This window comes from Janthinobacterium sp. GW822-FHT07A03 (assembly GCF_058798815.1).
In genome coordinates, this window is the sequence record NZ_JBXAKW010000002.1 from 66,769 (window position 1) to 89,279 (window position 22,511).

The 22,511-nt window shown below is 63.3% G+C and carries 21 protein-coding genes; 9 read left to right on the forward strand and 12 right to left on the reverse strand.

The window, feature by feature from the left end:
- The 4 genes from AC1RJW_RS06310 to AC1RJW_RS06325 are packed head-to-tail and all read left to right on the forward strand — an operon-like array spanning position 1 to position 3,083.
- Positions 1-204 carry a cbb3-type cytochrome oxidase subunit 3 gene (locus tag AC1RJW_RS06310; RefSeq protein ID WP_314624960.1) on the forward strand — a complete coding sequence of 68 codons (204 nt, stop codon included), beginning with the start codon at positions 1-3 and terminating at the stop codon, positions 202-204.
- Positions 197-1,117, forward strand: coding sequence for a cytochrome-c oxidase, cbb3-type subunit III (gene ccoP / locus AC1RJW_RS06315; RefSeq protein WP_152284391.1), 921 nt, complete (start codon positions 197-199; stop codon positions 1,115-1,117). The genes AC1RJW_RS06310 and ccoP overlap by 8 nt, the downstream gene beginning before the upstream one ends.
- A gap of 4 nt (positions 1,118-1,121) precedes the next feature.
- On the forward strand, positions 1,122-2,504 hold the full coding sequence (gene ccoG / locus AC1RJW_RS06320) for a cytochrome c oxidase accessory protein CcoG (RefSeq protein WP_493044266.1): 1,383 nt from the start codon (positions 1,122-1,124) through the stop codon (positions 2,502-2,504).
- Between the two features lie 54 nt (positions 2,505-2,558).
- Positions 2,559-3,083: a FixH family protein gene (locus tag AC1RJW_RS06325; RefSeq protein ID WP_099408211.1), complete on the forward strand. Its 525-nt coding sequence runs from the start codon at positions 2,559-2,561 to the stop codon at positions 3,081-3,083.
- A gap of 3 nt (positions 3,084-3,086) precedes the next feature.
- Here the strand turns inward: AC1RJW_RS06325 and fnr are convergent, their stop codons facing one another.
- Complete coding sequence (fnr, locus tag AC1RJW_RS06330; RefSeq protein ID WP_034782711.1) at positions 3,087-3,845, reverse strand: fumarate/nitrate reduction transcriptional regulator Fnr; 759 nt, start codon at positions 3,843-3,845, stop codon at positions 3,087-3,089.
- Between the two features lie 239 nt (positions 3,846-4,084).
- Between fnr and AC1RJW_RS06335 the strand changes: the two genes are divergently transcribed.
- Positions 4,085-7,159: a response regulator gene (locus AC1RJW_RS06335; RefSeq protein WP_493044267.1), complete on the forward strand. Its 3,075-nt coding sequence runs from the start codon at positions 4,085-4,087 to the stop codon at positions 7,157-7,159.
- Between the two features lie 34 nt (positions 7,160-7,193).
- On the opposite strand, the gene AC1RJW_RS06340 is transcribed toward AC1RJW_RS06335, so the two are convergent.
- Genes AC1RJW_RS06340 through modA form a run of 4 tightly spaced genes read right to left on the reverse strand, consistent with a single transcriptional unit; the run spans position 7,194 to position 10,170 of the window.
- Positions 7,194-7,961, reverse strand: coding sequence for a TOBE domain-containing protein (locus AC1RJW_RS06340; RefSeq protein WP_493044708.1), 768 nt, complete (start codon positions 7,959-7,961; stop codon positions 7,194-7,196).
- A gap of 40 nt (positions 7,962-8,001) precedes the next feature.
- Positions 8,002-8,703, reverse strand: a complete 702-nt coding sequence (locus AC1RJW_RS06345; RefSeq protein WP_493044268.1) for a sulfate/molybdate ABC transporter ATP-binding protein — start codon at positions 8,701-8,703, stop codon at positions 8,002-8,004.
- A 17-nt stretch (positions 8,704-8,720) separates the two neighbouring features.
- Complete coding sequence (gene modB, locus AC1RJW_RS06350; protein WP_046681783.1) at positions 8,721-9,392, reverse strand: molybdate ABC transporter permease subunit; 672 nt, start codon at positions 9,390-9,392, stop codon at positions 8,721-8,723.
- A gap of 19 nt (positions 9,393-9,411) precedes the next feature.
- On the reverse strand, positions 9,412-10,170 hold the full coding sequence (gene modA / locus AC1RJW_RS06355; RefSeq protein WP_493044269.1) for a molybdate ABC transporter substrate-binding protein: 759 nt from the start codon (positions 10,168-10,170) through the stop codon (positions 9,412-9,414).
- A gap of 141 nt (positions 10,171-10,311) precedes the next feature.
- On the opposite strand from modA, the gene AC1RJW_RS06360 reads away from it, so the two are divergent.
- Both AC1RJW_RS06360 and AC1RJW_RS06365 read left to right on the forward strand, forming a co-directional pair.
- Positions 10,312-11,544: a putative DNA modification/repair radical SAM protein gene (locus AC1RJW_RS06360; RefSeq protein WP_493044270.1), complete on the forward strand. Its 1,233-nt coding sequence runs from the start codon at positions 10,312-10,314 to the stop codon at positions 11,542-11,544.
- A complete protein-coding gene (locus AC1RJW_RS06365; protein WP_493044271.1) occupies positions 11,541-12,953 on the forward strand; it encodes a UdgX family uracil-DNA binding protein in 1,413 nt (470 codons plus the stop codon). Before AC1RJW_RS06360 ends, AC1RJW_RS06365 begins: the two co-directional genes overlap by 4 nt.
- Positions 12,954-13,135: 182 nt before the next feature.
- On the opposite strand, the gene AC1RJW_RS06370 is transcribed toward AC1RJW_RS06365, so the two are convergent.
- The gene (locus tag AC1RJW_RS06370; protein WP_493044272.1) at positions 13,136-13,480 is read right to left on the reverse strand and encodes a hypothetical protein; all 345 of its coding nucleotides are present in this window, start codon (positions 13,478-13,480) and stop codon (positions 13,136-13,138) included.
- 97 nt (positions 13,481-13,577) lie between these two features.
- Positions 13,578-13,970: a hypothetical protein gene (locus tag AC1RJW_RS06375; RefSeq protein WP_493044273.1), complete on the reverse strand. Its 393-nt coding sequence runs from the start codon at positions 13,968-13,970 to the stop codon at positions 13,578-13,580.
- A gap of 85 nt (positions 13,971-14,055) precedes the next feature.
- Here AC1RJW_RS06375 and AC1RJW_RS06380 point away from each other — a divergent pair, with 85 nt between their 5' ends.
- Positions 14,056-14,184 (forward strand): hypothetical protein, encoded by a 129-nt coding sequence (locus AC1RJW_RS06380; protein WP_493044274.1) that lies wholly within the window; start codon positions 14,056-14,058, stop codon positions 14,182-14,184.
- Positions 14,185-14,192: 8 nt separating this feature from the next.
- Here AC1RJW_RS06380 and AC1RJW_RS06385 read toward each other — a convergent pair whose 3' ends face one another.
- The 5 genes from AC1RJW_RS06385 to AC1RJW_RS06405 form a co-directional block, all read right to left on the reverse strand.
- Positions 14,193-15,206, reverse strand: coding sequence for a bile acid:sodium symporter family protein (locus AC1RJW_RS06385; protein WP_493044275.1), 1,014 nt, complete (start codon positions 15,204-15,206; stop codon positions 14,193-14,195).
- A gap of 200 nt (positions 15,207-15,406) precedes the next feature.
- Positions 15,407-15,769, reverse strand: a complete 363-nt coding sequence (locus AC1RJW_RS06390; RefSeq protein ID WP_034752546.1) for a BON domain-containing protein — start codon at positions 15,767-15,769, stop codon at positions 15,407-15,409.
- 267 nt (positions 15,770-16,036) lie between these two features.
- Positions 16,037-17,404 carry a sigma 54-interacting transcriptional regulator gene (locus AC1RJW_RS06395; RefSeq protein ID WP_121670765.1) on the reverse strand — a complete coding sequence of 456 codons (1,368 nt, stop codon included), beginning with the start codon at positions 17,402-17,404 and terminating at the stop codon, positions 16,037-16,039.
- On the reverse strand, positions 17,401-17,943 hold the full coding sequence (locus tag AC1RJW_RS06400) for a hypothetical protein (RefSeq protein ID WP_326457871.1): 543 nt from the start codon (positions 17,941-17,943) through the stop codon (positions 17,401-17,403). Before AC1RJW_RS06400 ends, AC1RJW_RS06395 begins: the two co-directional genes overlap by 4 nt.
- Positions 17,940-19,352 (reverse strand): HAMP domain-containing sensor histidine kinase, encoded by a 1,413-nt coding sequence (locus AC1RJW_RS06405; protein WP_493044276.1) that lies wholly within the window; start codon positions 19,350-19,352, stop codon positions 17,940-17,942. The genes AC1RJW_RS06400 and AC1RJW_RS06405 overlap by 4 nt, the downstream gene beginning before the upstream one ends.
- Before the next feature lie 283 nt (positions 19,353-19,635).
- Between AC1RJW_RS06405 and AC1RJW_RS06410 the strand changes: the two genes are divergently transcribed.
- Entirely contained in the window at positions 19,636-22,506 is a 2,871-nt protein-coding gene (locus tag AC1RJW_RS06410; RefSeq protein WP_493044277.1) for an insulinase family protein, read from the forward strand.
- The last annotated feature ends 5 nt before the right edge of the window (positions 22,507-22,511 follow it).

Genomic DNA, 22,511 nt, shown 5'->3' on the forward strand with positions numbered 1-22,511 from the left:
ATGGCAATCGAAAACCTGTTTGACAGCGCCAGCAGCGTCATGACGGTGGTTTCCTTTACGACGTTCGTGGGCATCCTGTGGTGGACGTTCAGCCGCAGCAATAGCGACTTCGACGCGGCGGCGCGCCTGCCGTTCGCCGACGACGCGCTCGACTATCCGGCCGAGGCCGAGATGAACCTGGCGAAGGAGCGCAACCATGGCTGACTTTACCAATGGCTTCTGGAACATCTACATCATCGTGCTGTCCCTGCTGGGCATCATCGGCTGCGGCGTGCTGCTGTACTCGCAGTCGAAAGTGAAAGTGGCCGCCGGCGCCCCCGCCGACGGCACCACGGGCCACGTCTGGGACGAGGACTTGAAGGAACTCAACACGCCGATGCCGCGCTGGTGGATGTGGCTGTTCTACATCACCATCGTCTTCGCGCTGGCCTACCTGTTCCTGTACCCGGGCCTGGGCAACTATGCCGGCAGCCTGGGCTGGAAATCGACGGGCCAGTACGAAGAAGAGCTGAAGAAGGCGGAAGCCGACTACGGCCCCCTGTTCAACAAGTACCTGAGCCAGGACTTGAAGACGGTGGCCGCCGATCCGCAGGCGCAAGCCATCGGCCAGCGTCTGTTCCTGACCTACTGCGCGCAATGCCACGGTTCGGATGCGCGCGGCAACAAGGGCTTCCCCAACCTGACGGACAAGGACTGGCTGTATGGCGGTGATCCCGACATCATCAAGACCACCATCATGCACGGCCGCAATGGGCAGATGCCGCCGATGGGCGCCGCCCTGGGTTCCGAAAAGGATGTCGAGAACGTGGCCCATTACGTGCTGAGCCTGTCCGGTTCCACCTCGGACCCCGTCAAATCCGTGCTGGGCAAGGCCAAGTTCGGCGCCTGCATGGCCTGTCACGGCGCCGATGCGAAGGGTAACCAGATGCTCGGTGCGCCCAACCTGACGGACAAGATCTGGCTGTACGGCGGCAGCGCCGATACCATCATGGAAACCGTCCGCAAGGGTCGCAACAACACCATGCCGGCCTTCAGCGATTTCCTCGGCGAATCCAAGGTACACGTGCTGTCGGCGTATGTCTGGAGCCTGTCGAATCCCCAGACGCCCGTGAAATGACGTAATGGAACCTCAAGTCATCAAGATGTATGCGGCCCGCGAGCAAATCTACCCTCGCGAGGCCAAAGGACGCTACGCTACCTGGCGATGGGTATGCGTCTGGCTTACCCAGCTCGCGTTCTACGGCTTGCCGTGGTTGACCTGGAATGGCAGGCAAGCCCTGCTGTTCGATTTGACCACGCGCAAGTTCTACATTTTCGGCGTCGTGCTGTGGCCCCAGGATTTCATCTACCTGGCGGCCCTGCTGATCATCTGTGCCTATTTATTGTTCCTCGTCACGGCCATTGCCGGGCGGGTGTGGTGCGGGTTCTCTTGCCCGCAAACGGTATACACGGAAATCTTCCTGTGGGTCGAACGCCGCATCGAGGGCACGCGCAGCGCGCGCATGGCCCTCGACAAGCAGGGCCCCTCCGTGCGCAAGGCGTTCAAGAAGACGGCCAAGCACCTGGTATGGGGCGCCATCGCCCTGTGGACGGGCTTTACCTTTGTCGGCTACTTCACGCCGATCAAGGAACTGGCGCGCGAAGTGACCACCCTCAATTTCGGTCCCTGGGAATGGTTCTGGGTCTTGTTCTACAGTCTGGCAACCTACGGCAACGCGGGCTGGCTGCGCGAGCAGGTGTGCAAATACATGTGCCCCTACGCGCGCTTCCAGAGCGCCATGTTCGACCAGGACACCCTGATCATCACCTACGATGCCAAGCGCGGCGAACCACGCGGCGCCATGAGCAAGAAGGCCGGCAACAACGACAAGCTGGGCGACTGCATCGACTGCACCCTGTGCGTGCAGGTGTGTCCGACCGGCATCGATATCCGCAACGGCCTGCAGTATGAATGCATCGGCTGCGCCGCCTGCGTCGATGCCTGCAACAGCGTGATGGACAAGGTCGACCGGCCGCGGGGACTGGTACGCTACAGTACCGACCATGCGATGGAAAACAACTTCAATTCGCAGCAGATCCGCCAGCGCGCCATGCGCCCGCGCGTGCTGATCTACACTTCCATCCTGGCCCTGATCATCATCGCCGTGTGTACTTCGCTGGCCCTGCGCACGCCGCTGAAAATGGACGTGATCCGCGACCGCGGTTCGATGGGACGCGAAGTGGAAGATGGCATGATCGAAAACGTCTACCGCCTGCAGATCATGAACACCTCGGAGCAAAGCCAGCATTTCAAAATCAGTGTATCCGGTCTGCCGGGCCTGACCTTGTTGACGCGCAATGAAGTGACGTTGCAGCCGACGGAAACGCTGGGCTGGCCGATCCGCCTGCGCGTGCCGCACGGGGTCGGCGAGAAGGGGTCGAACAAGATTGCAATCGAATTGCACTCGCTGGACGACCCGTCGCTGCACGTGCGTGAAAGCGCGGTCTTCATCGTGCCGCGCTAATGCAGGAAGGCCGGTCCCCGCATGGGGACTGGCCAATTAATCAGGAGAAATACCATGTCCGACAGTCTGAAACTGCAACCTCCCGTTGCACCGTGGTACAAGCATCGCTGGCCATGGCTGCTGATGATCGGTCCCGGCCTGTCCGTGGTCGTCGGCAGTTTCATGGGCTATATTGCGTTTACGCAACCCGATGCGCTGGTGGTGGGCGATTATTACAAGCAGGGCAAGGCGATCAACCAGGATTTGAAGCGCGACACGATCGCCAGCGACCTGGCGATGGATACCACCCTGTCGTATGACGTGGCTGCAGCCCGCCTGAGCGGCTCCGTGCACAGCTTCGGCAAGGCGTACCAGGGGCCGTTGCAGTTGCACCTGGCGCATGCGACCCTGCCGGAAAAGGATATCAAGCTGCTGGTGCAACCCGATGCGGCCGGCAATTTTTCCGTGGCGCTGCCGATGCTCGAGCGCAGCCGCTGGCAGGTGCTGGTGGAAAACGACAAACGCGAGTGGCGCCTGTCCGGCATCTGGACCTGGCCCCTGCAGCGCAGCATCGCGCTGCACGCCGATGAAGAACTCTAAGCTTTACTTGCAGACGTCGGTGCCGGCCGTAATAGCCTTCAGTTTTGCCGGCTGCAGGATCTCGATCTCGCGGTTGGAGACGCGCAGCCAGCCTTCCTTCTTGAATTTCGACAATAAACGGCTGACGCTTTCGATGGTCAGGCCCAGGTAGTTGCCGATTTCCTCGCGCGACATGCGCAGCTGGAAATTGCTGCCCGAATAGCCGCGCGCTTCATAGCGCGACGCCAGGTTGACGATGAAGGCGGCAAAGCGCTGCGTCGCCTGCATATTGCCCAGCAACAGCATCACGCTTTGCTCGCGCGTGATTTCCTGGCTCATCATACGGTGGAAATGGCGCAGCAGGGTCGGCATATTACCCAGCAATTGTTCCAGGCTGGAAAACGGGATTTCACACACTTCGCTGTCTTCCAGCGCCACCGCATTACAGTGGTGGCGGTCGGCGCTGATGGCGTCCATGCCCAGCAGTTCACCCGCCATCTGGAAGCCCGTCACCTGCTCTTCGCCGCCCGGATTGATCTGGTACGTCTTGAAGTGCCCCAGGCGGATCGCGTACAGGTTCTGGAACGAGTCGCCGATGCGGAACAACGAGGCGCCGCGCACGATCTTGCGGCGGCGGCCGATGATCTGGTCCAGCCTGTCCATGTCGCCCACATCGAGGCCCATCGGCAGGCACAATTGATGCATGCTGCAGGTCGAGCATCGCGCACGCAACGCTTCCACGTTCACTGTGGGCAAGGTTGGAGTGAGTAGCGCTTCAGTCATGTCGGTACCTTTAAGAAAATGCAATAACAAGTTTACTGCATACAGGGTTGCCGTGTGCCAATTTCACCGCAATTTCGGCGAATAAACGACGTCCAGCCTTTAATTATATGGCAACATCGTCAAAAGCCCATGCGGGGCGGGCAATTTGCGCGGCGCCGCTTGCCAAGTTGATGTATTGATAGGAAAATTCCTGACAGCATTATCTGCCGCCTGTGCCGCACGGTACTGAAAAGGAAATCATGAAGCCTCTCGGCATCAAAGCAAAAGTCGCGCTGGCCACCAGCCTGACCTCGATCGCCATGATCGCGCTGGTCACCATGATCCAGGTGCAGCACATGCGCGACGACTTCACCCGTGTACTGCTGAGCCAGCAGTCGTCGCTGATCAGCCGCACCGCCGCCGAGCTCGACGACAAGCTGGGCATGCTGCTGCAGATCGTCACCCTGACGGCCCGGCAGCAGCCGCCGGAACTGATCGGCCAGCCCGCCCAATTGCGCGAATACTATTCGCGCCGCTCGATGCTGGTGCTGTTCGACGACGTGCTGGTGCTCGACGCGCACGGCGCCGTCGTGGCCGACATGCCGCTGGTCACGGGGCGCGCCGGCATCAACGTCGCCGAGCGCGAGTACTTCCAGACCGTGCTGCGCACGCGCCAGCCCATGATCACCGAGCCGATGCTGGGCAAATCGAGCGGCATGCCCATCGTGCAGATGGTGGCGCCCGTGCTGGCCGCCGATGGCCAGGTGGCCGGCGTGGTGATCGGCGTGCTGCGCCTGTACAAGGACAACCTGCTGGGGCGCCTGCGCTCGGAAAAGATCGGCAAGAGCGGCTATTACTTCATCCTCACGCGCGGCGCCGTGCCGCGCTATGTGCTGCACCCCGATACCAGCCGTTTGCTGCAGCCGCGCCTGCCGAACGCCAACCTGACGACCACCCAGCTGCTGAAGGACGATGGCGAAGGCACCATGGTCAGCACCAACAGCCGCGGCATCACGGCCGTCAACAGCTTCAAGCGCCTGAAATCGGTGAACTGGCTGCTGGCCGCCTCGCTGCCCCTCGACGACGCCTTCGAACCGTTCGACGGCGTGCTGTACCGGCTGGTGCTGTGGAGCATCCTCGCCTCGCTGCTGGCCGCGGCCGTTCTGGGCTGGGTCACCGTGCGCCTGCTCTCGCCCCTGGTGCGCCTGCGCGACACCCTGCAGGCGCTGCGCACCAGCGGCAGCCGCTTCACCCCCGTGCCGGTGCAGCAGCGCGACGAGATCGGCGAGCTGACGGAAGCCTTCAACGGCCTGATGAGCGAGCGCGACCGCCTGCAGCAGGAACTCGAATCGCGCGCGGCGGAGCTGGAACAGGAGCGCGACCGGGCCGAGGCGGCCAACCGCGCGAAGAGCGATTTCGTGGCCAACATGAGCCATGAAATCCGCACGCCCCTCAATGCCGTGCTGGGCATGGTGTATCTGCTGGGCAATACCAAGCTCGATACGGAACAGCGCAAGTACCTGACCATGGTGCGCGTGGCGGGCCAGTCGCTGCTGGGCATCCTCAACGACGTGCTCGACTATTCGAAGATCGAGGCGCGCCGCATGGAATTGTCGCCCGTCGAATTCGACCTCGACGAGGTCATGAACACGCTGGCCACGACGATGACGATGAATGCGGGCGAAAAGGAGCTGGAACTGGCGATTGCCGTCGAGCCCGACGTGCCGCGCCGCCTCGTGGGCGACGCCCAGCGCCTGCAGCAGATTCTCGTCAACCTGGCCGGCAACGCCATCAAGTTTACCGAGAGCGGCGAAGTGGTGGTGGCCGTCAGCCTGGCCGAGAAAGAGAACGGGCGCGCCTGGCTGCGCTTCGAAGTGCGCGATACGGGCATCGGCATGACGGAACTGCAGCAACAGCAGCTGTTTGCCGCGTTTTCGCAGGGTGACCAGAGCATCACGCGGCGCTTCGGCGGCACGGGCCTGGGCCTGGCCATCAGCAAGCAGCTGATCCACATGATGGGCGGCGACATCGCCGTCGCCAGCAGCGAAGGCAAGGGCAGCCGCTTCTGGTTCAGCGTGCCCTTCGAGATGCTGGCGCAGCCGGCCGAAACGCGGCGCACGCCCACCCTGGGCCAGCTGCGCCTGCTGGTGGCCGACGATAACCGCACCACGCGCGAACTGATCGTCAAGCTGATCGAGGCGTGGGGCTGGCTGGCCGACGAAGTGGACTCCGGCTTTGCCGCCATCGAACTGTACCGCGAACGCCTGGCGCAGCAGCAGCCATACGACGTGGTGCTGGCCGACTGGCACATGCCCGTGATGGACGGCCTGGCCACGGCCAAGGCCATCCGCCAGGCGGCCAGCGGCCAGCGCCAGCCCATCGTGGTGATGGTCAACGCCTTCGCCCGCAACCACTTGGAAGAAATTTCCAGCGCGGCCGAGGCCGACGTCGTGCTGATGAAGCCGATTACGGGCTCGAGCCTGTTCGACGCCCTGCACCAGGCGCTGATTACCAAGAACGACGGCGGCGAGCAGCGCATCCTGCACCAGCCGCTGGGCACGGAACTGGCCGGCGTGCATTTCCTGCTGGTGGAAGACAACCATTTGAACCAGGCCGTGGCGCGCGGCATCCTCGAACACATGGGCGCCACCCTGGACGTGGTGGGCGACGGCTTGCAAGCCGTGGAACGGCTGCGCACGGAAGCGCTGCGCTACGACATCGTGCTGATGGACATGCAGATGCCCGTCATGGACGGCTTCAGCGCCACCCACATCATCCGCACGGAACTGCGCTTGAACCTGCCCGTGATCGCCATGACGGCCGGCGTGCTGGCGTCCGAGCGCGAGCGCTGCATGACGGCCGGCATCAGCGATTTCATCGCCAAGCCCGTGGTGGTGGAAGAGATGATGGAAGTCATCCTGCGCCACCTGCCCAAGCGCCCGCCAGTGCAGACGGCCGGGCCGGCGCCCGTTGCCGATGAGGAAGTGTTTTCCATGGCGCCGCTGATGCGCGTGATGGGGCGCGATGCAAAAGGGCGCGGCGTGCTGCGGCGCATGGTGGAAGACGCGCTGAACAAGGGCATGACGCCCGTGCGCGACGCCGAAACGGCGTTGCAGGCGGGCCGCCACAGCGACGTGGCGCGCATCCTGCACGGCGTGCGCGGCTCCGTCGGCACCCTGGGCACGAAACGCCTGATCCGCGCCGCCTTCGCCACCGAGGAAGCCATCGACGCGGGCCGCCTGGACGAGGTGCCGGCGCTGCTGGCGCAGACGGCGCAGGAGCTGGAACAGGCGCTGGCGGCGGCAGCGGATTGGTTGTCCAGGCTGAAAGATTAAGCCTGCAACATAAAACTGGGGTCAGCGTCGCCGCTTACGCCGGCACGCCCAAAATCACGCTGGAGGCCTTGAAAATCGCCGTTACGCTGCTGCCGATCTCGATGCCCAGGTCGGTGCTGCTCTGGTTCGTGATGATGGCGGCGATGGTGCCGCCACGGGGCAAATCCAGCACCACTTCCGTGTTGACGGCGCCCGTCTGCACGCGCGTGATGGTGCCGGCCAGCTGGTTGCGCGCCGAAAAGCGCGCGCCTTCACTGTCCGCCACGAGGATGATCGACGACGCCTTGATCAGCGCAAACGCTTCCGCGCCCGGCACCAGGCCCAGGTTTTCGCTGCTGTCACGCGTGACGATGGCGACGATATGCTGTCCGCCCGGCAATTCCAAGGTCACTTCGTCGTTGACGGCGCCTTGTTTCAGTTCAGCAACTTTGCCCAGGAATTGATTGCGTGCCGTGGTTTTCATGGCCATTCTCCGTATGAGTAAAAGATCGTCGGCGATGCCTTCCGCCTGGCTGCCCAGCTGGCGCAGATAGCGGGCATGCTCACGCTCGATGATACGGAAATTGTCGACCAGCTGGCGCCCACGCTGCGTTAGCCGCGTGCCGCCGCCGCCCTTGCCGCCCGTCAGACGCTCGACCAATGGCTCGCCGGCCAGGTTGTTCATCGCGTCGATGGCGTCCCAGGCCGCCTTGTAGCTCATCTTGACGAGTTTGGCCGCCTGCGTGATGGAGCCGCATTCGGCGATGGCGCCCAGCAATTCCACCCTGCCGGCGCCGCCCAGGTTTTCTCCGCCCACCGTCATCCATACCGAACCTTGCAGGCCGATTTCCGCTGCTGCCGATTTATCCAATGCGTTCACCCAATGCCTTATTTTCTTCCATGCTGTCAATTTGTCCGTCACGCAAGTAAAGCACATGTTCGCCCAGGATGCGCGCATCTTCGGGATCATGTGTGATCAGGATCATGGGCACGTCCAGGCGCTGCTGCCACTGGCTCAGTTCCAGCCGCATTTTGACACGCAGGGCCGGATCGAGGGCGGCAAACGGCTCGTCGAGCAGCAGCGCGGCCGGTTTGGCCACGAGTGCCCTCGCCAGCGCCACCCTTTGGCGCTGGCCTCCGGACAACTCGTCGGGGAACTGGTGCGCCAGTTCCTGCAAGTGGAATGCGTCCAGCCAATGCTCGACCTTCTGCAATTTTTCGCGCGCACGCGGATTGAACCAGCCGCGCGCCAGGCCGAAGCCCACGTTCTGGCGCACCGTCAGGTGCGGGAACAGCGCGTAATCCTGGAACAGGTAGGCGACATTGCGCTGCTGCGGCGGCAAGTTGATGCCGGCGGCGGAATCGAACAGGGTGCGCCCGTTCAGGCGGATATGGCCAGCGTCCGGTGTAAACAGTCCGGCGATGGCTTTCAGGGTCATGCTCTTGCCGGCGCCGGACGGGCCATACACGGCGATGCGCTGGCTGCTGGAGGTGCATTGCACCTGCATGTCGAAGCGGCGTTTGCCGGAGCGCAAGGTGGCGCGAATGTCGAGGTCGAGTTGCATGGGCGTCATCCTCAGCGTCATTTGTGCGCGATGCGCCCGGGCGCCAGGCGGCCGGCCGACAGCAGCACCACGATGCACACGGCAGAGGTGATCAGCACCAGGGTGTTGGCCACGTCGTCCTGGCCCGCCTGCACGGCTTCATACACGGCGACGGATAAAGTCTGCGTCTTGCCGGGAATGCTGCCGGCCACCATCAGGGTGGCGCCGAATTCACCCAGCGCGCGCACGAATCCCAGCAGCACGCCGGCCAGGATGCCGCGCCAGGCCAGCGGTAACGTGACGCGGAAGAAAATCGCCAGCTCCGAAATGCCCAGCACGCGGGCCGCCTGCTCCAGCTGCCCGTCGACCGCTTCGAAGGCGGCGCGCGCGGGCTTGAAGACGAGGGGAAAGGCAACCACCGTGGAAGCGATCACGGCGCCCTGCCACGTAAAGATCAGGTTGATGCCGAAGTTGTCCTGCAGCCAGATGCCCAGCGTGCCGCGCCGGCCCAGCAGCACCAGCAGGTAATAGCCGAGCACGGTGGGCGGCATCACCATCGGCAGGGTCAGGAGGGCATCGAGCAGCTCGCGCCCGGGAAAACGCGTGCGCGCCAGCAGATAGCCCGTACCGATGCCGAGCAGCAAATTGAGCGCCGTGGCCCAGGCCGCTACTTTGAGCGACAGGGCCAGCGCGGTCCAGGCGATATCCATGCGAGCGCTTACCTAAAAATCAGGGCTTTTTAAAACCGTATTTGGCCAGAATGGCTTGCGCCGGCGCCGTTTGCAGGTAGCTGACGAAGCGCTTCGCTTCGGCGGCATTGCTGCTGCCCTTGATGGTGGCGATCGGGTACAGCACGGGCGCGTCGAGCGGCACCTCCAGCACCACGTTGACCTTGTCTTTCATGATGGCCGCGTCGGTGGCGTACACAAAGCCCGCATCGACTTCGCCGCGCGCCACGTAATCGAGCGACTGGCGCACGTTCTGCGTGCCGATGGCTTTCGGCTGCACGGCGTCCCACAGATTCGCCTTCTTCAGCGCGCCTTCGGAGTAACGGCCGACGGGCACGCTGGCCGGGTTGGCGATGGCCACGCGGGTCACGCCCTTGTGCGTCAGGTCCGCCAGGCTCTTGATGCCCAGCTTGCTGTCGTGCGGCACGATCAGCACCAGGCTGTTGCCGACGAAGTCCATGCGGTCGGCCGGCAATACCAGGCCCTGCTTTTGCGCCGCGTCCATGGTTTCCTGGTCCGCCGAGGCAAACACGTCCACGGGCGCGCCCTTGACGATCTGCTGCAGCAGCACGCCCGAGGCGGCGAAGTTCAAGGACACCTTGCTGCCCGGATACTGCGCCTCGTAGCTTTGCGCCGCATCCTTGAACGCGTTCGTCAGGCTGGCCGCGGCCGACACCACCACTTCGCCGGCAACGGCGGAGGTGGCGGCGGTGGCGAGGAGGGCGGCGCCAAGCAGGCGGGCGAGGGAGGTGAGGCGCATGATCGTATCCTTGTAAAGTGAACGGTGAACAAGGAGCGTAATATACACTTATATATAGCGTTCTGCCATTGCACAGATCAAGCCGGTACAAGGCCAGTTCCCTGATATACTGTATATAAACACAGTATATCGAGGTGAGCCATGGAATTGACGGACAAGCTGGAAATCCTGGCCGATGCGGCCAAGTACGATGCGTCCTGTGCCAGCAGCGGCGCACCGAAGCGCGATTCCATCGGCAAGGACGGCTTTGGCGCCGCCTCGGGCATGGGCATTTGCCACAGCTACACGCCGGACGGGCGCTGCGTCTCGCTGCTGAAGATACTGTTGACCAATTACTGCCTGTACGATTGCCAGTACTGCGTCAACCGCCGTACCTCGAACGTGCCGCGCGCGCGCTTTACGGTGGCCGAAGTGGTGAAACTGACGACCGATTTTTACCTGCGCAACTACATTGACGGCCTGTTCCTCAGTTCCGGCATCATCAGGTCGGCCGACTACACGATGGAGCAACTGGTGCAGGTAGCGCGCGAGTTGCGCGAGGTGCACCAGTTCCGCGGCTACATCCACCTGAAAACCATCCCCGACGCCGACCCGGCCCTGGTCGCGCAGGCGGGCCGCTATGCCGACCGGCTCAGCGTCAACATCGAATTGCCGACGCAGGACAGCGTGCAGAAGCTGGCGCCGGAAAAGAGCGTGCACACGATCAAGCTGGCCATGGGCGCCATCCGCCGCAAGCTCGATGAAAAGGCGGAAGAACCGCGCTCGCCCCGCTTCGCGCCGGCCGGGCAAAGCACGCAGATGATCGTCGGCGCCGACGCCAGCGACGACCAGCAGATCCTCGCCACGGCCGAAACCCTGTACGGCAGCTATAAACTCAAGCGCGTGTACTACTCGGCCTTCAGCCCGATACCCGACAGCCCGAAAAGCGTGCCGCTGGCACCGCCGCCCATGCTGCGCGAACACCGGCTGTACCAGGCCGATTTCTTGCTGCGCAGCTATGGTTTCCAGGCCAACGAACTGCTGCCCGCCAGCGGCGGCAACCTGGCGCTCGACATCGATCCGAAACTGGCGTGGGCGCTGGCGCACCGCGAACATTTTCCGCTGGACTTGAACCGCGCGGCGCAGCACATGATCGCGCGCGTGCCCGGCATCGGCCTGCGCAACGCGCAGCGCATCGTCGACCTGCGCCGTTTGCGCCAGGTGCGCTATGCCGACCTGTCGCGCCTGCGCTGCAGCATGAAAAAGATTGCCCCCTTCATCATCACGGCCGACTACTTTCCCGCGCGCGACACCACAGCCTCCGAACACCTGCGCCGCGCCATGGCGGACGCACCGCAGCAATTGAACTTATGGCCGGAGCTGCAGGCAGCATGAGTACGTTCGTGCGGCTGGCGCAATCGTTCGACGAGTGGCGCGCAGCGGCACGCGAACTGATCGCGCGCGGCGTGCCGCCTGCCGACGTGGCCTGGCAATCGCAGCCCGGCGAGGGCGACCTGTTTTCCTCCACGCCAGAGGCCACGGATACCGGCGCGCCACCGCTGCGCCTGCCCCGCCAGCTGGTGGAGCTGCTGCAGGCCGCCGCCTGTTTCAACGTGCATGACCGCTGGGCCTTCCTGTATCAGGTGCTGTGGCGCTGGCAGCTGGGCCAGCACGACGTGGTGTCCCCGGCCGACGCGGACGGCGCGCGCCTGCACGCCATGGTCAAGGCCGTGCACCGCGAGGAGCACGACATGCATGCCTACGTGCGCTTCCGCGAACGCAGCGAAGCCGAGGGCGCGCCCCGCTTCGTCGCCTGGTTCGAACCCACGCACGAGGTGCTGCCGCAAGTGGCGCGCCACTTCGCGCGCCGCATGGGCTCCATCAGCTGGATGATCGCCACGCCCGGCGCCAGCATGCTGTGGGATGGCGCCACCTTGCACGCGGGACCGGCCCTGCTGCGCGGCGCGGCCGACATCGACGATGCGGGCGAGGCCTTGTGGCTGACGTATTACCGCAGCATCTTCAATCCCGCGCGCGTGAATGCCGACTTGCTGCATAGCCACATCCCGGCGCGCTTCTGGAAAAATTTACCCGAAGGCGCCATCGTGCCCGCCATGCTCAGCGGTGCGGCCAACGGCGAGCGCCGCACGGGCCAGACGGCCAGCGTGGGACAGCGCCAGGGCGCCGCCATGATCCAGATCAACTCCGAGCGGGCCCAGCCCGCGCGCGCGACTGCCACGACGCTGGACCAGTGCCGTCGCTGCGAACTGTGGCAGCACGCCACCCAGGCCGTGCCCGGCACAGGCCCGCACACCGCCCGCATCATGCTCGTCGGTGAACAACCGGGCGACCAGGAAGACCTGGCCGGACTGCCCTTCGTCGGCCCGGCCGGTGCGCTGCTGGACCAGGCCATGCAGGAAGCGGGCATGGCGCGCGACAGCATCTATCTGACCAATGCCGTCAAGCATTTCAAGTGGGAACCGCGCGGCAAGCGCCGCCTGCACAAGACCCCGGCCCAGCGCGAGATCCTCGCCTGCCGCGGCTGGCTGGAGGACGAGCTACGAAGCGTGCAACCGCAGGTAATCGTGGCGCTGGGCAGCACGGCATTGAAAGCCGTGCTGCAGGATGGCGCGGCCAGCATGACGCCGCTGATCGGCACGCCCATCGAACACGACGGGCGCTGGGTGGTGACCGTGTATCACCCGTCGTACGTGCTGCGCGCAGCCGATGCGGCGAGCCGGCGCCAGGCCTACGCGGTGATTGTCGATGGCTTGCGGCAGGCGCAGAAGTTGCTGAAAGGCTAGTCAGAGGCGACGTCATCGCTTGCGGGTGGCGCCTGCGATGTCGTAAAGGCGATCGGATCGTCGAGACTAAAGCCCGGCGCCATTTACCAAGCGCGTTGTGCCCCCGCATGTGGCAGAAAATGACTATGACTCTATTTTTCAATAGCAATATTCATCTAGCAAAAAACTTGTTTCTTTACTTCTCACAACGAGAGCAGTTTCCACCATATCACGCCCCATCCAATGCCTGCGATAGCGAAAAAAGCGCCATGCTTGCGCAATCCCAGCCACACCAGCGTGCCAAGCAAGACATAGAAAACCACATTGGCTGCCATCGAAAAGAAGAAAATTTCCGGTTCCATCTGAGGGTTAGCCGCTGCCAACATCATTACAGACGTCGGCCAAAGCAACAGTTGCAGTTTGAACACAATGCGCTGCATATCGAAATATGGACTGTAATCAAGAAAATGCCATACAACCCGAGAAAGAAATGGAATAATCAATCCAGTCAAGGAAAAAATGGCGATTATTCTTGCAAATGACATCATGCTTCCTCACCGTTTTTTTATGAAATAAGAGTCAATACTTTCCGCATATGGTTCCTGATTCGACGCTTGCATCAGTGATACAAATCAGTTCTGCCAATTACCCGCCAGATTGGAGATCAGAACTGCCAACCAGCGTCAAGCGCTGGCCCGACGTCACACTGGCAAATATCATACCGACGGCCCAACCCATCGATATGAGCGGGAACCAATATAAATTTTGCACAGGGTATGTTCTTTCAAAAACATCCCAGCCTCGCAATAAAATCTCCGCAGCGAAAGCGCTCGCACATCCTCCCAGATAACCACACACGCCGCCCAGTAACAAGAGCACGGAGCGATAGCGCGCTGCCGAAAATGTAGATAGAAATCGAAGTGACATGATGATGATGCTGAAGAAAACTATGACAATTGGCAATGCGCCATAGTGCCGTGTCAGCATATGGAGCCATATCCCCTGCAGCACTACTGCCACAAAAAGCATTATTTTCATCTGGATGCGCCTGTTCCGCTCGCGCAGCATGGTGACGTTTCAATCATTGCTGGCAAGCCCCATACATTACAACACAAAAAAATGCTTGAAAGACAACTTCTATATTGAACTGATTGTCCAGCAGTACCTCGCCCATGGCCTGGTGCACCAATCCACGGCTTTCCGCGCCGCGCAGGCAAAAAAATACCGCGCCAGGCGCGGTATGGGGAGCTGAACCTTCGCTCAGGACGTCGCCGCCGGCACTTCCTGCACTTCGTCGCGCCGCGCATAGCGCTGCGCAATCACGGCGCAGATCATCAGCTGAATCTGGTGGAACAGCATCAGCGGCAAAATCACCATGCCCAGCGAGTGCGTGGCAAACAAGACCTTGGCCATCGGTACGCCGCTGGCCAGGCTTTTCTTCGAACCGCAGAAAACGATGGCGATCTCGTCTTCCTTGCTAAAGCCCAGGCGGCGGCTGATGAAGGTCATCAGGCCCAGGACCAGCGCCAGCAGCACGATGCTGAACACGCCCAGGGCGACCAAGGTTTCCACCGAGATCGTGTGCCACAGGCCTTCGCTGACGGCTTCGCTGAAGGCCGTGTAGACCACCAGCAAAATGGAACCCTGGTCGACGAATTTCAGCATGGCCTTGTGGCGGTCGACCCAGCGGCCAATCCAGCGGCGCAGGAACTGGCCGGCCAGGAAGGGCAGCAGCAATTGCATGACAATCGACAATACCGCGTCGACCGACGACTTGCTTTCAGCGCCCTTGGCCACCAGCAAGCCCACCAGGATGGGCGCAAGGAAGATGCCGATGAAATTCGAGGCCGAAGCGCTGCAGATGGCGGCCGGCACATTGCCGCGCGCCATGGCCGTCAAGGCGATCGACGATTGCACGGTCGATGGCAGCGCGCACAGGAACAGGATGCCCACGTACAGCTCGGGCGTGAGGAAGGTCAGCGCCAGCGGCCGCAGGGCCAGGCCCAGCAGGGGGAACAAAATGAACGTGCTGGCCAGCACCAGCAAATGCAGGCGCCAGTGCATGACGCCGGCCACCACGGCTTCGCGCGACAGCTTGGCCCCATGCAGGAAGAACAGGGCGCCGATGGCAACGGTGGTGATATTGCCGAAGACGACGGCCGTCTGGCCCGTGCAGGGCAGGAAACTGGCCAGCGCCACGGTGACGAGCAGGGCGATGGTGAAGTTGTCGGGTTTCAAATTGCGCAACAGGGCGGCGGGAGAAAAAGAAGACATGCGGTAGCCTGGTAGCGGCCCAGCCGTGCAACACTGCGCCGTGGATGACAAAAAGCGCCGGAATCGGCGCCAGTGCTGGCTATTCTAACCCTATTGCCGAGCTACCTGCCTGGAAGCAGGCGTGGCTTGTGGACGCAATGGCACAAAAAAATGCCCTGTCCGCAGACAGGGCAACCCGGAGTAAAGTACAGCGCGAGGGATTAACCGGCGGCTTTGACTTTCAGCTCGTTCTTGATTTCTTTCACGCCGCTCACGGAAGCGACGATCTGCACGACGCGGTCACCCGCTTCGGCGCTCGGTACATCGCCCGACAGGACGACCACACCTTGCTGGGTTGCTACCTTAACCGGCAGGGCAGCGGCTTGCGCATCGGCGCTCAGGGCGGCCTTGGCCGAGGAAGTGATGGTTTCATCAGGGACGGCAGCGGCGGCGTTGGCGGCCACGACGGTGTCAGCAGGAGCTTGTGCTTTTGGTGCGGAGTCAGCTGCATGCGAAGCGGTGATCGAGGCGCCCGACAGTACGATAGCGGCAACCAGGGTATTGAACAGTTTCGATGTTTGCATGGTAGTTCCTCTCAATGAAGTTAAAAGCTTCTTACTTGGATAAAGCAACACTTTGAAGCGTCACATCTACCCATACAGCAAGCACCGTGCCAGCTTTTAATTTCCCTTCAAAATCAACAACTTATATTCAAATCCGATTTTTCCAGCCTCTTTCCGCCGAATCCGGCGCGAAAAACCGGGCTTTTTGTCGCCTGCCAGCGACAGCTTGTGGCAACAATATCAATGTTTCAGACTAAGCCGCTGATTTTTAACGCTTTATTTTTGTCGCTAATCAGCGACAGGGTCGCCGTCGGCCCGGAACAGGGCCGGCGTCAGCTCGTATTTCTGCAGTAAACGGTAGAACTCCGTGCGGTTGCGGTCGGCCAGGCGGGCCGCGTCGGCCACGTTGCCGTCCGTCAGGCGCAGCAATTGGATCAGGTAGTCGCGCTCGAAGCGCTGCTTGGCTTCGTTGTAGCTGAGCGCTTCCAGCGACGGCACGCGCAGGGCACGCTGCACCAGCGACAAGGGCACGAGCGGCGCCGTGGCCAGCGCGCACACTTGCTCGACCACATTGACCAGCTGGCGCACGTTGCCGGGCCATGGCGCGGCCACCAGGGCCGTGAGCGCGTCGGGCGCGAAGCCGTTCAGGGTTTTTTGGTACTTGGCCGCCAGTTTCTGCAAGAAATGGTTCGCCAGCAGGGCGATGTCTTCGCGGCGCTCGGCCAGCGGCGGCAGGGTCAAGGTGACCACGTTGAGGCGGTAATACAGGTCTTCGCGGAATTGCCCTTCCGCCATGGCCACATCGAGGTCGCGGTGCGTGGCCGACAAGAGCCGCACGTCCACCGGGCGCGTCTGGTCGGCGCCCACGGGCCGCACGGCCCGTTCCTGAAGTACGCGCAGCAATTTGACTTGCAGCGGCAGCGGCATGTCGCCGATCTCGTCCAGAAACAGGGTGCCGCCATCGGCCGCCTGAAATAAACCTTCGCGGTTGCCGACGGCGCCCGTAAACGAGCCTTTCACGTGGCCGAACAATTCCGATTCCAGCAGCTGCTCGGGGATGGCGCCGCAGTTGACGGCGATGAACGGCGCCTTGGCGCGGCGGCTGGCGTTGTGCAGCGCGCGCGCCAGCAATTCCTTGCCCGTGCCGCTGGGGCCGCGGATCAGGATGCTGGCGTCGGACCCCGCTACCAGCTTGGCTTCGGCCAGCAGCTCGGCCATCTGCGCACTGCGGCTGATCAGTTCGGCGCGCCAGCTTTCATCGCCGGACGCCGGTGCCGGCATGACGGTGGACAAGTTGATGGCATACGCCACTTTTTCCATCAAGAGCTTGCCGTCGAACGGCTTCGTCAGGTAGGCAAACGCGCCGCGCGCCGTGGCGTCGACGGCGTCGGGAATGGTGCCGTGCGCCGTCAGCAAAATGACGGGCAGGGCCGCGTGCTGGCGGCGGATTTCATCGAACAGGGCCAGGCCGTCGCGGCCCGGCAATTGCACGTCGGTAATAACCAGGGCCGGCAATTCCACGGCCAGGCGCGCCAGCGCCGCTTCCGCGCTGCCCACGGCCGTCACGCGATAGTTGCCCGCCTTCAAGCGGATGGTCAGCAGGCGCAGCAGGTCGGGGTCGTCGTCAACCAATAAGATGTGGGCGTGCTCGCTCATTTCGCCGCTCCCGCGGCAGGGCGCACGGACAGGCTGCGCTCAATGTTTTTCAGTGCTTCCAGCTTTTCATTGAGCAAGTCATTGCGGCGCTGGGCGTCGCGCAGCTGGGTGTTGAGCTTGTCGATGCTGTCTTCCTGGCGGCGCAGTTCCGCGTACTGGCTGCCCAGCAATTGCGCCAGCGGCGCCAGCAGTTGCGCGTCCTTGCCCGTGGCCGTGGCCAGCGGTTCCAGCAAGGCTTGCGCGCGGGCCAGGTCGCCGGGGGCGCGCACGGTCGCCTGCAGCATGGCGCGGCGGATCGTGTTGTGCGGCGCATGATCGGCCTTGGCCAGGTCCAGCTGCGCTTTCGCCAGTTCCGACGGCGTCATCAGGCGCAAGGCGCTTTGATACGCGAGCAGTTCGGTCAGCTGGGGATCGGCCACCACCACCACGCGGGGCGGCGTCTGCACCAGCACGGGCGTCTGGGTGGGGGGCTTGGCGGCGCAAGCGCCCAACAGCAGCGCGCAGGCGGCCATGCCGGCCAGGGAAGTTCTCGTCATCATAAGGGCAGTTCTATCCGAAAATGCGCGCCAGCCTGGCGCGGTAAAAGAGTGACGCTGCCGTCGTGGGCGGCGATATATTCGCGCACGATGGACAGGCCGATGCCATTGCCGTTGCGCGCGCCGGCCGCCTGGCGCACTCCCTGGTAAAACGGTTCAAAAATGCGCGCGGCATCCTCGGGCGCCACGCCGGCCCCCTCGTCGATGCAATCGATGCGCACACGGCCGCCTTCGCAAGCCAGGCTGAAGCGCACGGTGCCGCCTTCCGGGCTGAAGCGCACGGCATTCGACAGCAGGTTCGCCAGGGCCGTCGCCAGCTTGTCGCGGTCGGCCTGCACGATCAGGGACTCGCCCTGCACCTCGACCGTCAAACGACGCGCCAGCCATTGCAGGCGCTGCGCGGCCACCACATCTTGCAGCAAGACCAGCAAGTCCACCTTGCTGTGCGCCAGATGCTGGGCATCAAAAGCGGCGGTATTGTAGCGCAGCAAGTCTTCGATCTGGGTTTGCAGCGAGGCCGTGTTTTGCTGCAGGATGCCGGCGATTTCGCGCTGGCCTTCGCTGAGCTTGCCAGCCACCTCGTCTTCCAGCAAGGCCACGCCTTCGCGCAGGGCCGCCAGCGGGGTTTTCAGCTCATGCGAGATGTGGCGCAGAAAACGTTCCTTGTCGGCATCGAGGCCCGCCAGGCGCTGGCGCAGCCAATCGAGCTGCTGGCCCAGGCGGCGCGTGTCGGCCGGGCCGCCGACGACGATGGGCTGGTCGTAGCGCTTCTCGCCCAGGCGCTCGATGGCCGTCTCGATGCGGCGCAGCGGACGCGAGAGTAAAAAACCGAAGCAGGTGGCCAGCACGGCCGCCAGCAGCACGGCGCCGCCCACCAGCATGCCCAGCACGCGGCGCTGGCGTTCCAGCTCGGCCAGCAGGGCGTCGTTGCGGCTGCCGATTTCCGTCTTGCTTTCGCGCGCCAGGCTGTCATTGATCTGCGTCATGCGGGCAAACGCGCGGTACACGACGGCGTGGCCATCGCGCTTGCGGCGTTTACCCGCTTGCAAGACTTCCCAGGCCGCTTGCGCCTGCGCCGTCCACTCGTCGGCCAGCTGCGAGGCAAACTCGGGCGTGGCGCGGTTCAGCACTTGCAGCGCCGCCGTCGCTTCGTCGCGCGCCGCCGCGTAGCGCTCGCGGAACACGGGGTCGTCCAGCACGAGGAACTGGCGCGCGCTGCGCTCCATGGCCAGGGTGCGCTCGGACAGGCGCTGCGACTGTTCCGTCAAGGCAATCGCCTGCGCCGCCGTCTCGCGCCCCAGGCGCGCCAGGTGCTCCAGGGTCAGCAGGGCTTGCACGGAAGTAGCCGTCAAGATACCCGTCGTCAAAATGAAGGCGGCAAATAACAGTTGGCGAAAGGAAAGTCGGGACAAGGTAGGCGCCTTCGGTTCAGTCTGGAGTGCAAAAGGCGCATGGTACGCTAAGCCCCCATCCCGGGGCGCCACCTGTCCCAAAATAGTTTATTTTGCAACATTGTTGCTTTTCCGGCCGACAAGCAAGGCCCGGCGGCGGCGCGCGAATACTCCTAGTACAATAGGGAAAATCTTCACGCAGGCATCAAAGTGGCCCCGCCCCTGGCATTGCGCCACTTTGCCCCCACATGTGATGCAGCCCCACCGACACTCCGAATCACCTACCGCAGAGATCCCATACCGCATGAGCACATTTGAAAAAGTCAGCAGCAACTTCATTCCAGTCTTGCAGGCAACCATCGAGCAATATGTCGAGCCAGCAACGGGCATGCGCCATATCCACATGCATACCGAGCAGGCTGAGATGGTGTTCCTGGTGGCCTTTCCCACTGTGCCGGAAGTGAGCGACGGACGCGCCCACATCCTGGAACACCTGGCCCTGTGCGGTTCGTCGCGCTACCCGGTGCGCGACCCGTTCTTCTCGATGCTGCGCCGCTCGACGGCCACCTTCATGAATGCGATGACCTATCCGGACCGCACCGTGTACCCGTTCGCCAGCACCGACCGCAAGGATTTCTTCAACCTGCTCGACGTGTACCTCGATGCGGCCTTCTTCCCGAATCTCGATTACCTGAATTTCCGCCAGGAAGGCTGGCGCCACGCGTTCGAAGGCGACAAACTCGTGTACCAGGGCATCGTCTTCAATGAAATGAAGGGCGCCTTCAACAGCCCCATGCGCGCGCTCGACAGCGGCATCGCCAGCGCCTTGCTCAAGGGCACGACGTATGAAGTGGAATCGGGCGGCGATCCGCTGAATATCCCCGAGCTGACGCATGCCATGCTGAAAGAATTCCACGCCAGCCATTATCACCCTTCGCAAGCCGTGATCATGACTGCCGGCAATATCGAAGCGTCGGCCGTGCAGGAACAAGTCGCGCAGCGCGTGCTGTCCAAGCTCAGCGGCTTTAGCCCGCGCCGCCTGCCGCAGCTGGCGCCCGCGTGGACGGCGCCGCAGGAAAACATCGTCAAGATTCCGTCGCAGGAAGCCCGCGACGATGAATTCGGCCTGCAATTCGCCTGGCTGATGGGCGAGTCGAGCGACCCGATCGCCTACTACCACGCGCATCTGCTGTCGCACGGCTTGCTCGGCGAATCGTCGGCGCCCGTCATGCGCGCCATGGAATCGGCCGGTTATGGCCGCCCATCGGACATGAATGGCCGCGACGCGGGCATCCGCCAGATGGTGTTCCACATCGGCATGGAAGGCTTGACGCAGGAACAGATCGCCGATGCGCACCAGCGCATCTGGACGGCGCTGGAAGAAACGGCGGAAGAGGGCATACCCGCCGCCGTGCTGCACGCGGCCTTGCGCGATATCAAATACAGCCAGCGCGAAATCAGCAGCGGCCGCATGCCTTACGGCCTGGGCCGCTTGCTGCACGCCTTGCCGCTGGCCATGTACGACGGCAACGTCATGGATGCCTTCGACAATGCGGCCATCCTGGAAACCCTGGAGCAGCAGATCGAAGACCCGGCCTTCTTCAAGCAGCTGGTGCGCGAGCTGATCGCCAATCCCACCCGTTTGACGACGCACGTGGTGCCCGACAGCGCCTATTTCACGGACCGCGCCGCGCAGGAAGACGCCAAACTGGCCGCCCTGCAGGCAAAGCTGACGGATGCCGAGCGCGAGCACATCGTGGCCGAGTCGGCCGCGCTGGAAGCGCACCAGCAATTGCCGTCGAATTCGGAAGTGCTGCCGCGCATCCGCCCGGGCGACGTCAGCGCCTTGCCGCGTCCGGCCCTGCCGATTCCACCGGCCGTCGACGGCGCCGTGGCGTTCAGCATTGCCTCGAACGGCATCAGCTATGCCAACGTGCTGTACGACGTATCGGGCCTGCCGGAAGCGTCGTGGCCATGGCTGCGCCTGTACACGGACCTGGCGCCGGAACTGGGCGTGGGCGACATGTCGTTCGACGACGCCAGCGCCTGGCGCCAGAGCATGGTGCCTTCGTTCCACATCGGCCTGGAAGCCATTCCCCGCCCGCAACAAGCGATGCGCGTGGAACTCTCGTTCTCGGCCAGCGGCTTGCGCGAAGAACACGCGGCGATCGCCGCCGTGCTGTCGGCCTGGATCGCCAAGCCCCGCTTCGATGAAGAAGAGCGCCTGGCTTTCCTGATCGAAAGCCTGGTGCAGGACAAACTCTCCAGCCTGGCCGAATCGGGCAACCGCTACGCCATGCTGGCGTCGGCAGCGCCCCTGTCGCCGACGCGCCGCTTCGACGACATCGTCGGCGGCCCGGCAGCGCTGCCGTTCTACCGCCGTTTGCAGCAGCTGAGCAAGACGTCCGCAGGCTTGCAGGAAATCGCGCGCGAGCTCGACACCCTGCACGCGCACATCATCGCCCAGCAGCCGACCGTGCTGTGCGCGGGCCTGGAGCAGGACGGCATCACGCTGGCACGTCTGCTCGAGTTGCCGGCCGCCAGCAAAGATGCGGCCGCACCGGCAGAAACCGTAGCGCCAGCAGCCTTGCCGCTGGCCAACACGGCCCTGCATGCGACGAGCCAGATCAACCATTGCTTCGTGTCCTGGGCCGTGCCCGGCGTGCACAATCCGGACGCTGCGGCCCTGGCCGTGGCCGCCGAACTGATGACCAACCAGGTGCTGCATACGGCCCTGCGCGAAAAAGGCGGCGCGTATGGCGGCAGCGCCAGCTACGCGGCCGGCGCCGGCACGTTCACGCTCAGTTCCTACCGCGATCCGCGCCTGGCCGGCACGTTCGCCGACTTCGGCACGACGCTCGACCAGATCCTCGACGGCGCTTTCTCGCAAGAGCAGGTGGAAGAAGCGATCATCTGCGTCATCAAGGGCCTCGACAAGCCGCATTCGCCGTACGCGGAAGCGCTGACGGCGTGGAACATGCAGCAGCGGGGCACGACGGAAGCCGTGCGCCAGCAGTTCCGCACCGGCGTGCTCAATTGCACCTTGAGCCAGATCAAGGAAGTCACGCGCACCTGGCTGAAAAACGGCCAGCAAAGCCGCGCCGCGTTTGCGGGCAATACGACGCAAGACCTGGCCGGGCTGGACGTGGTCGATCTGCTGGCGCTGGCCAGCTAAGCGCG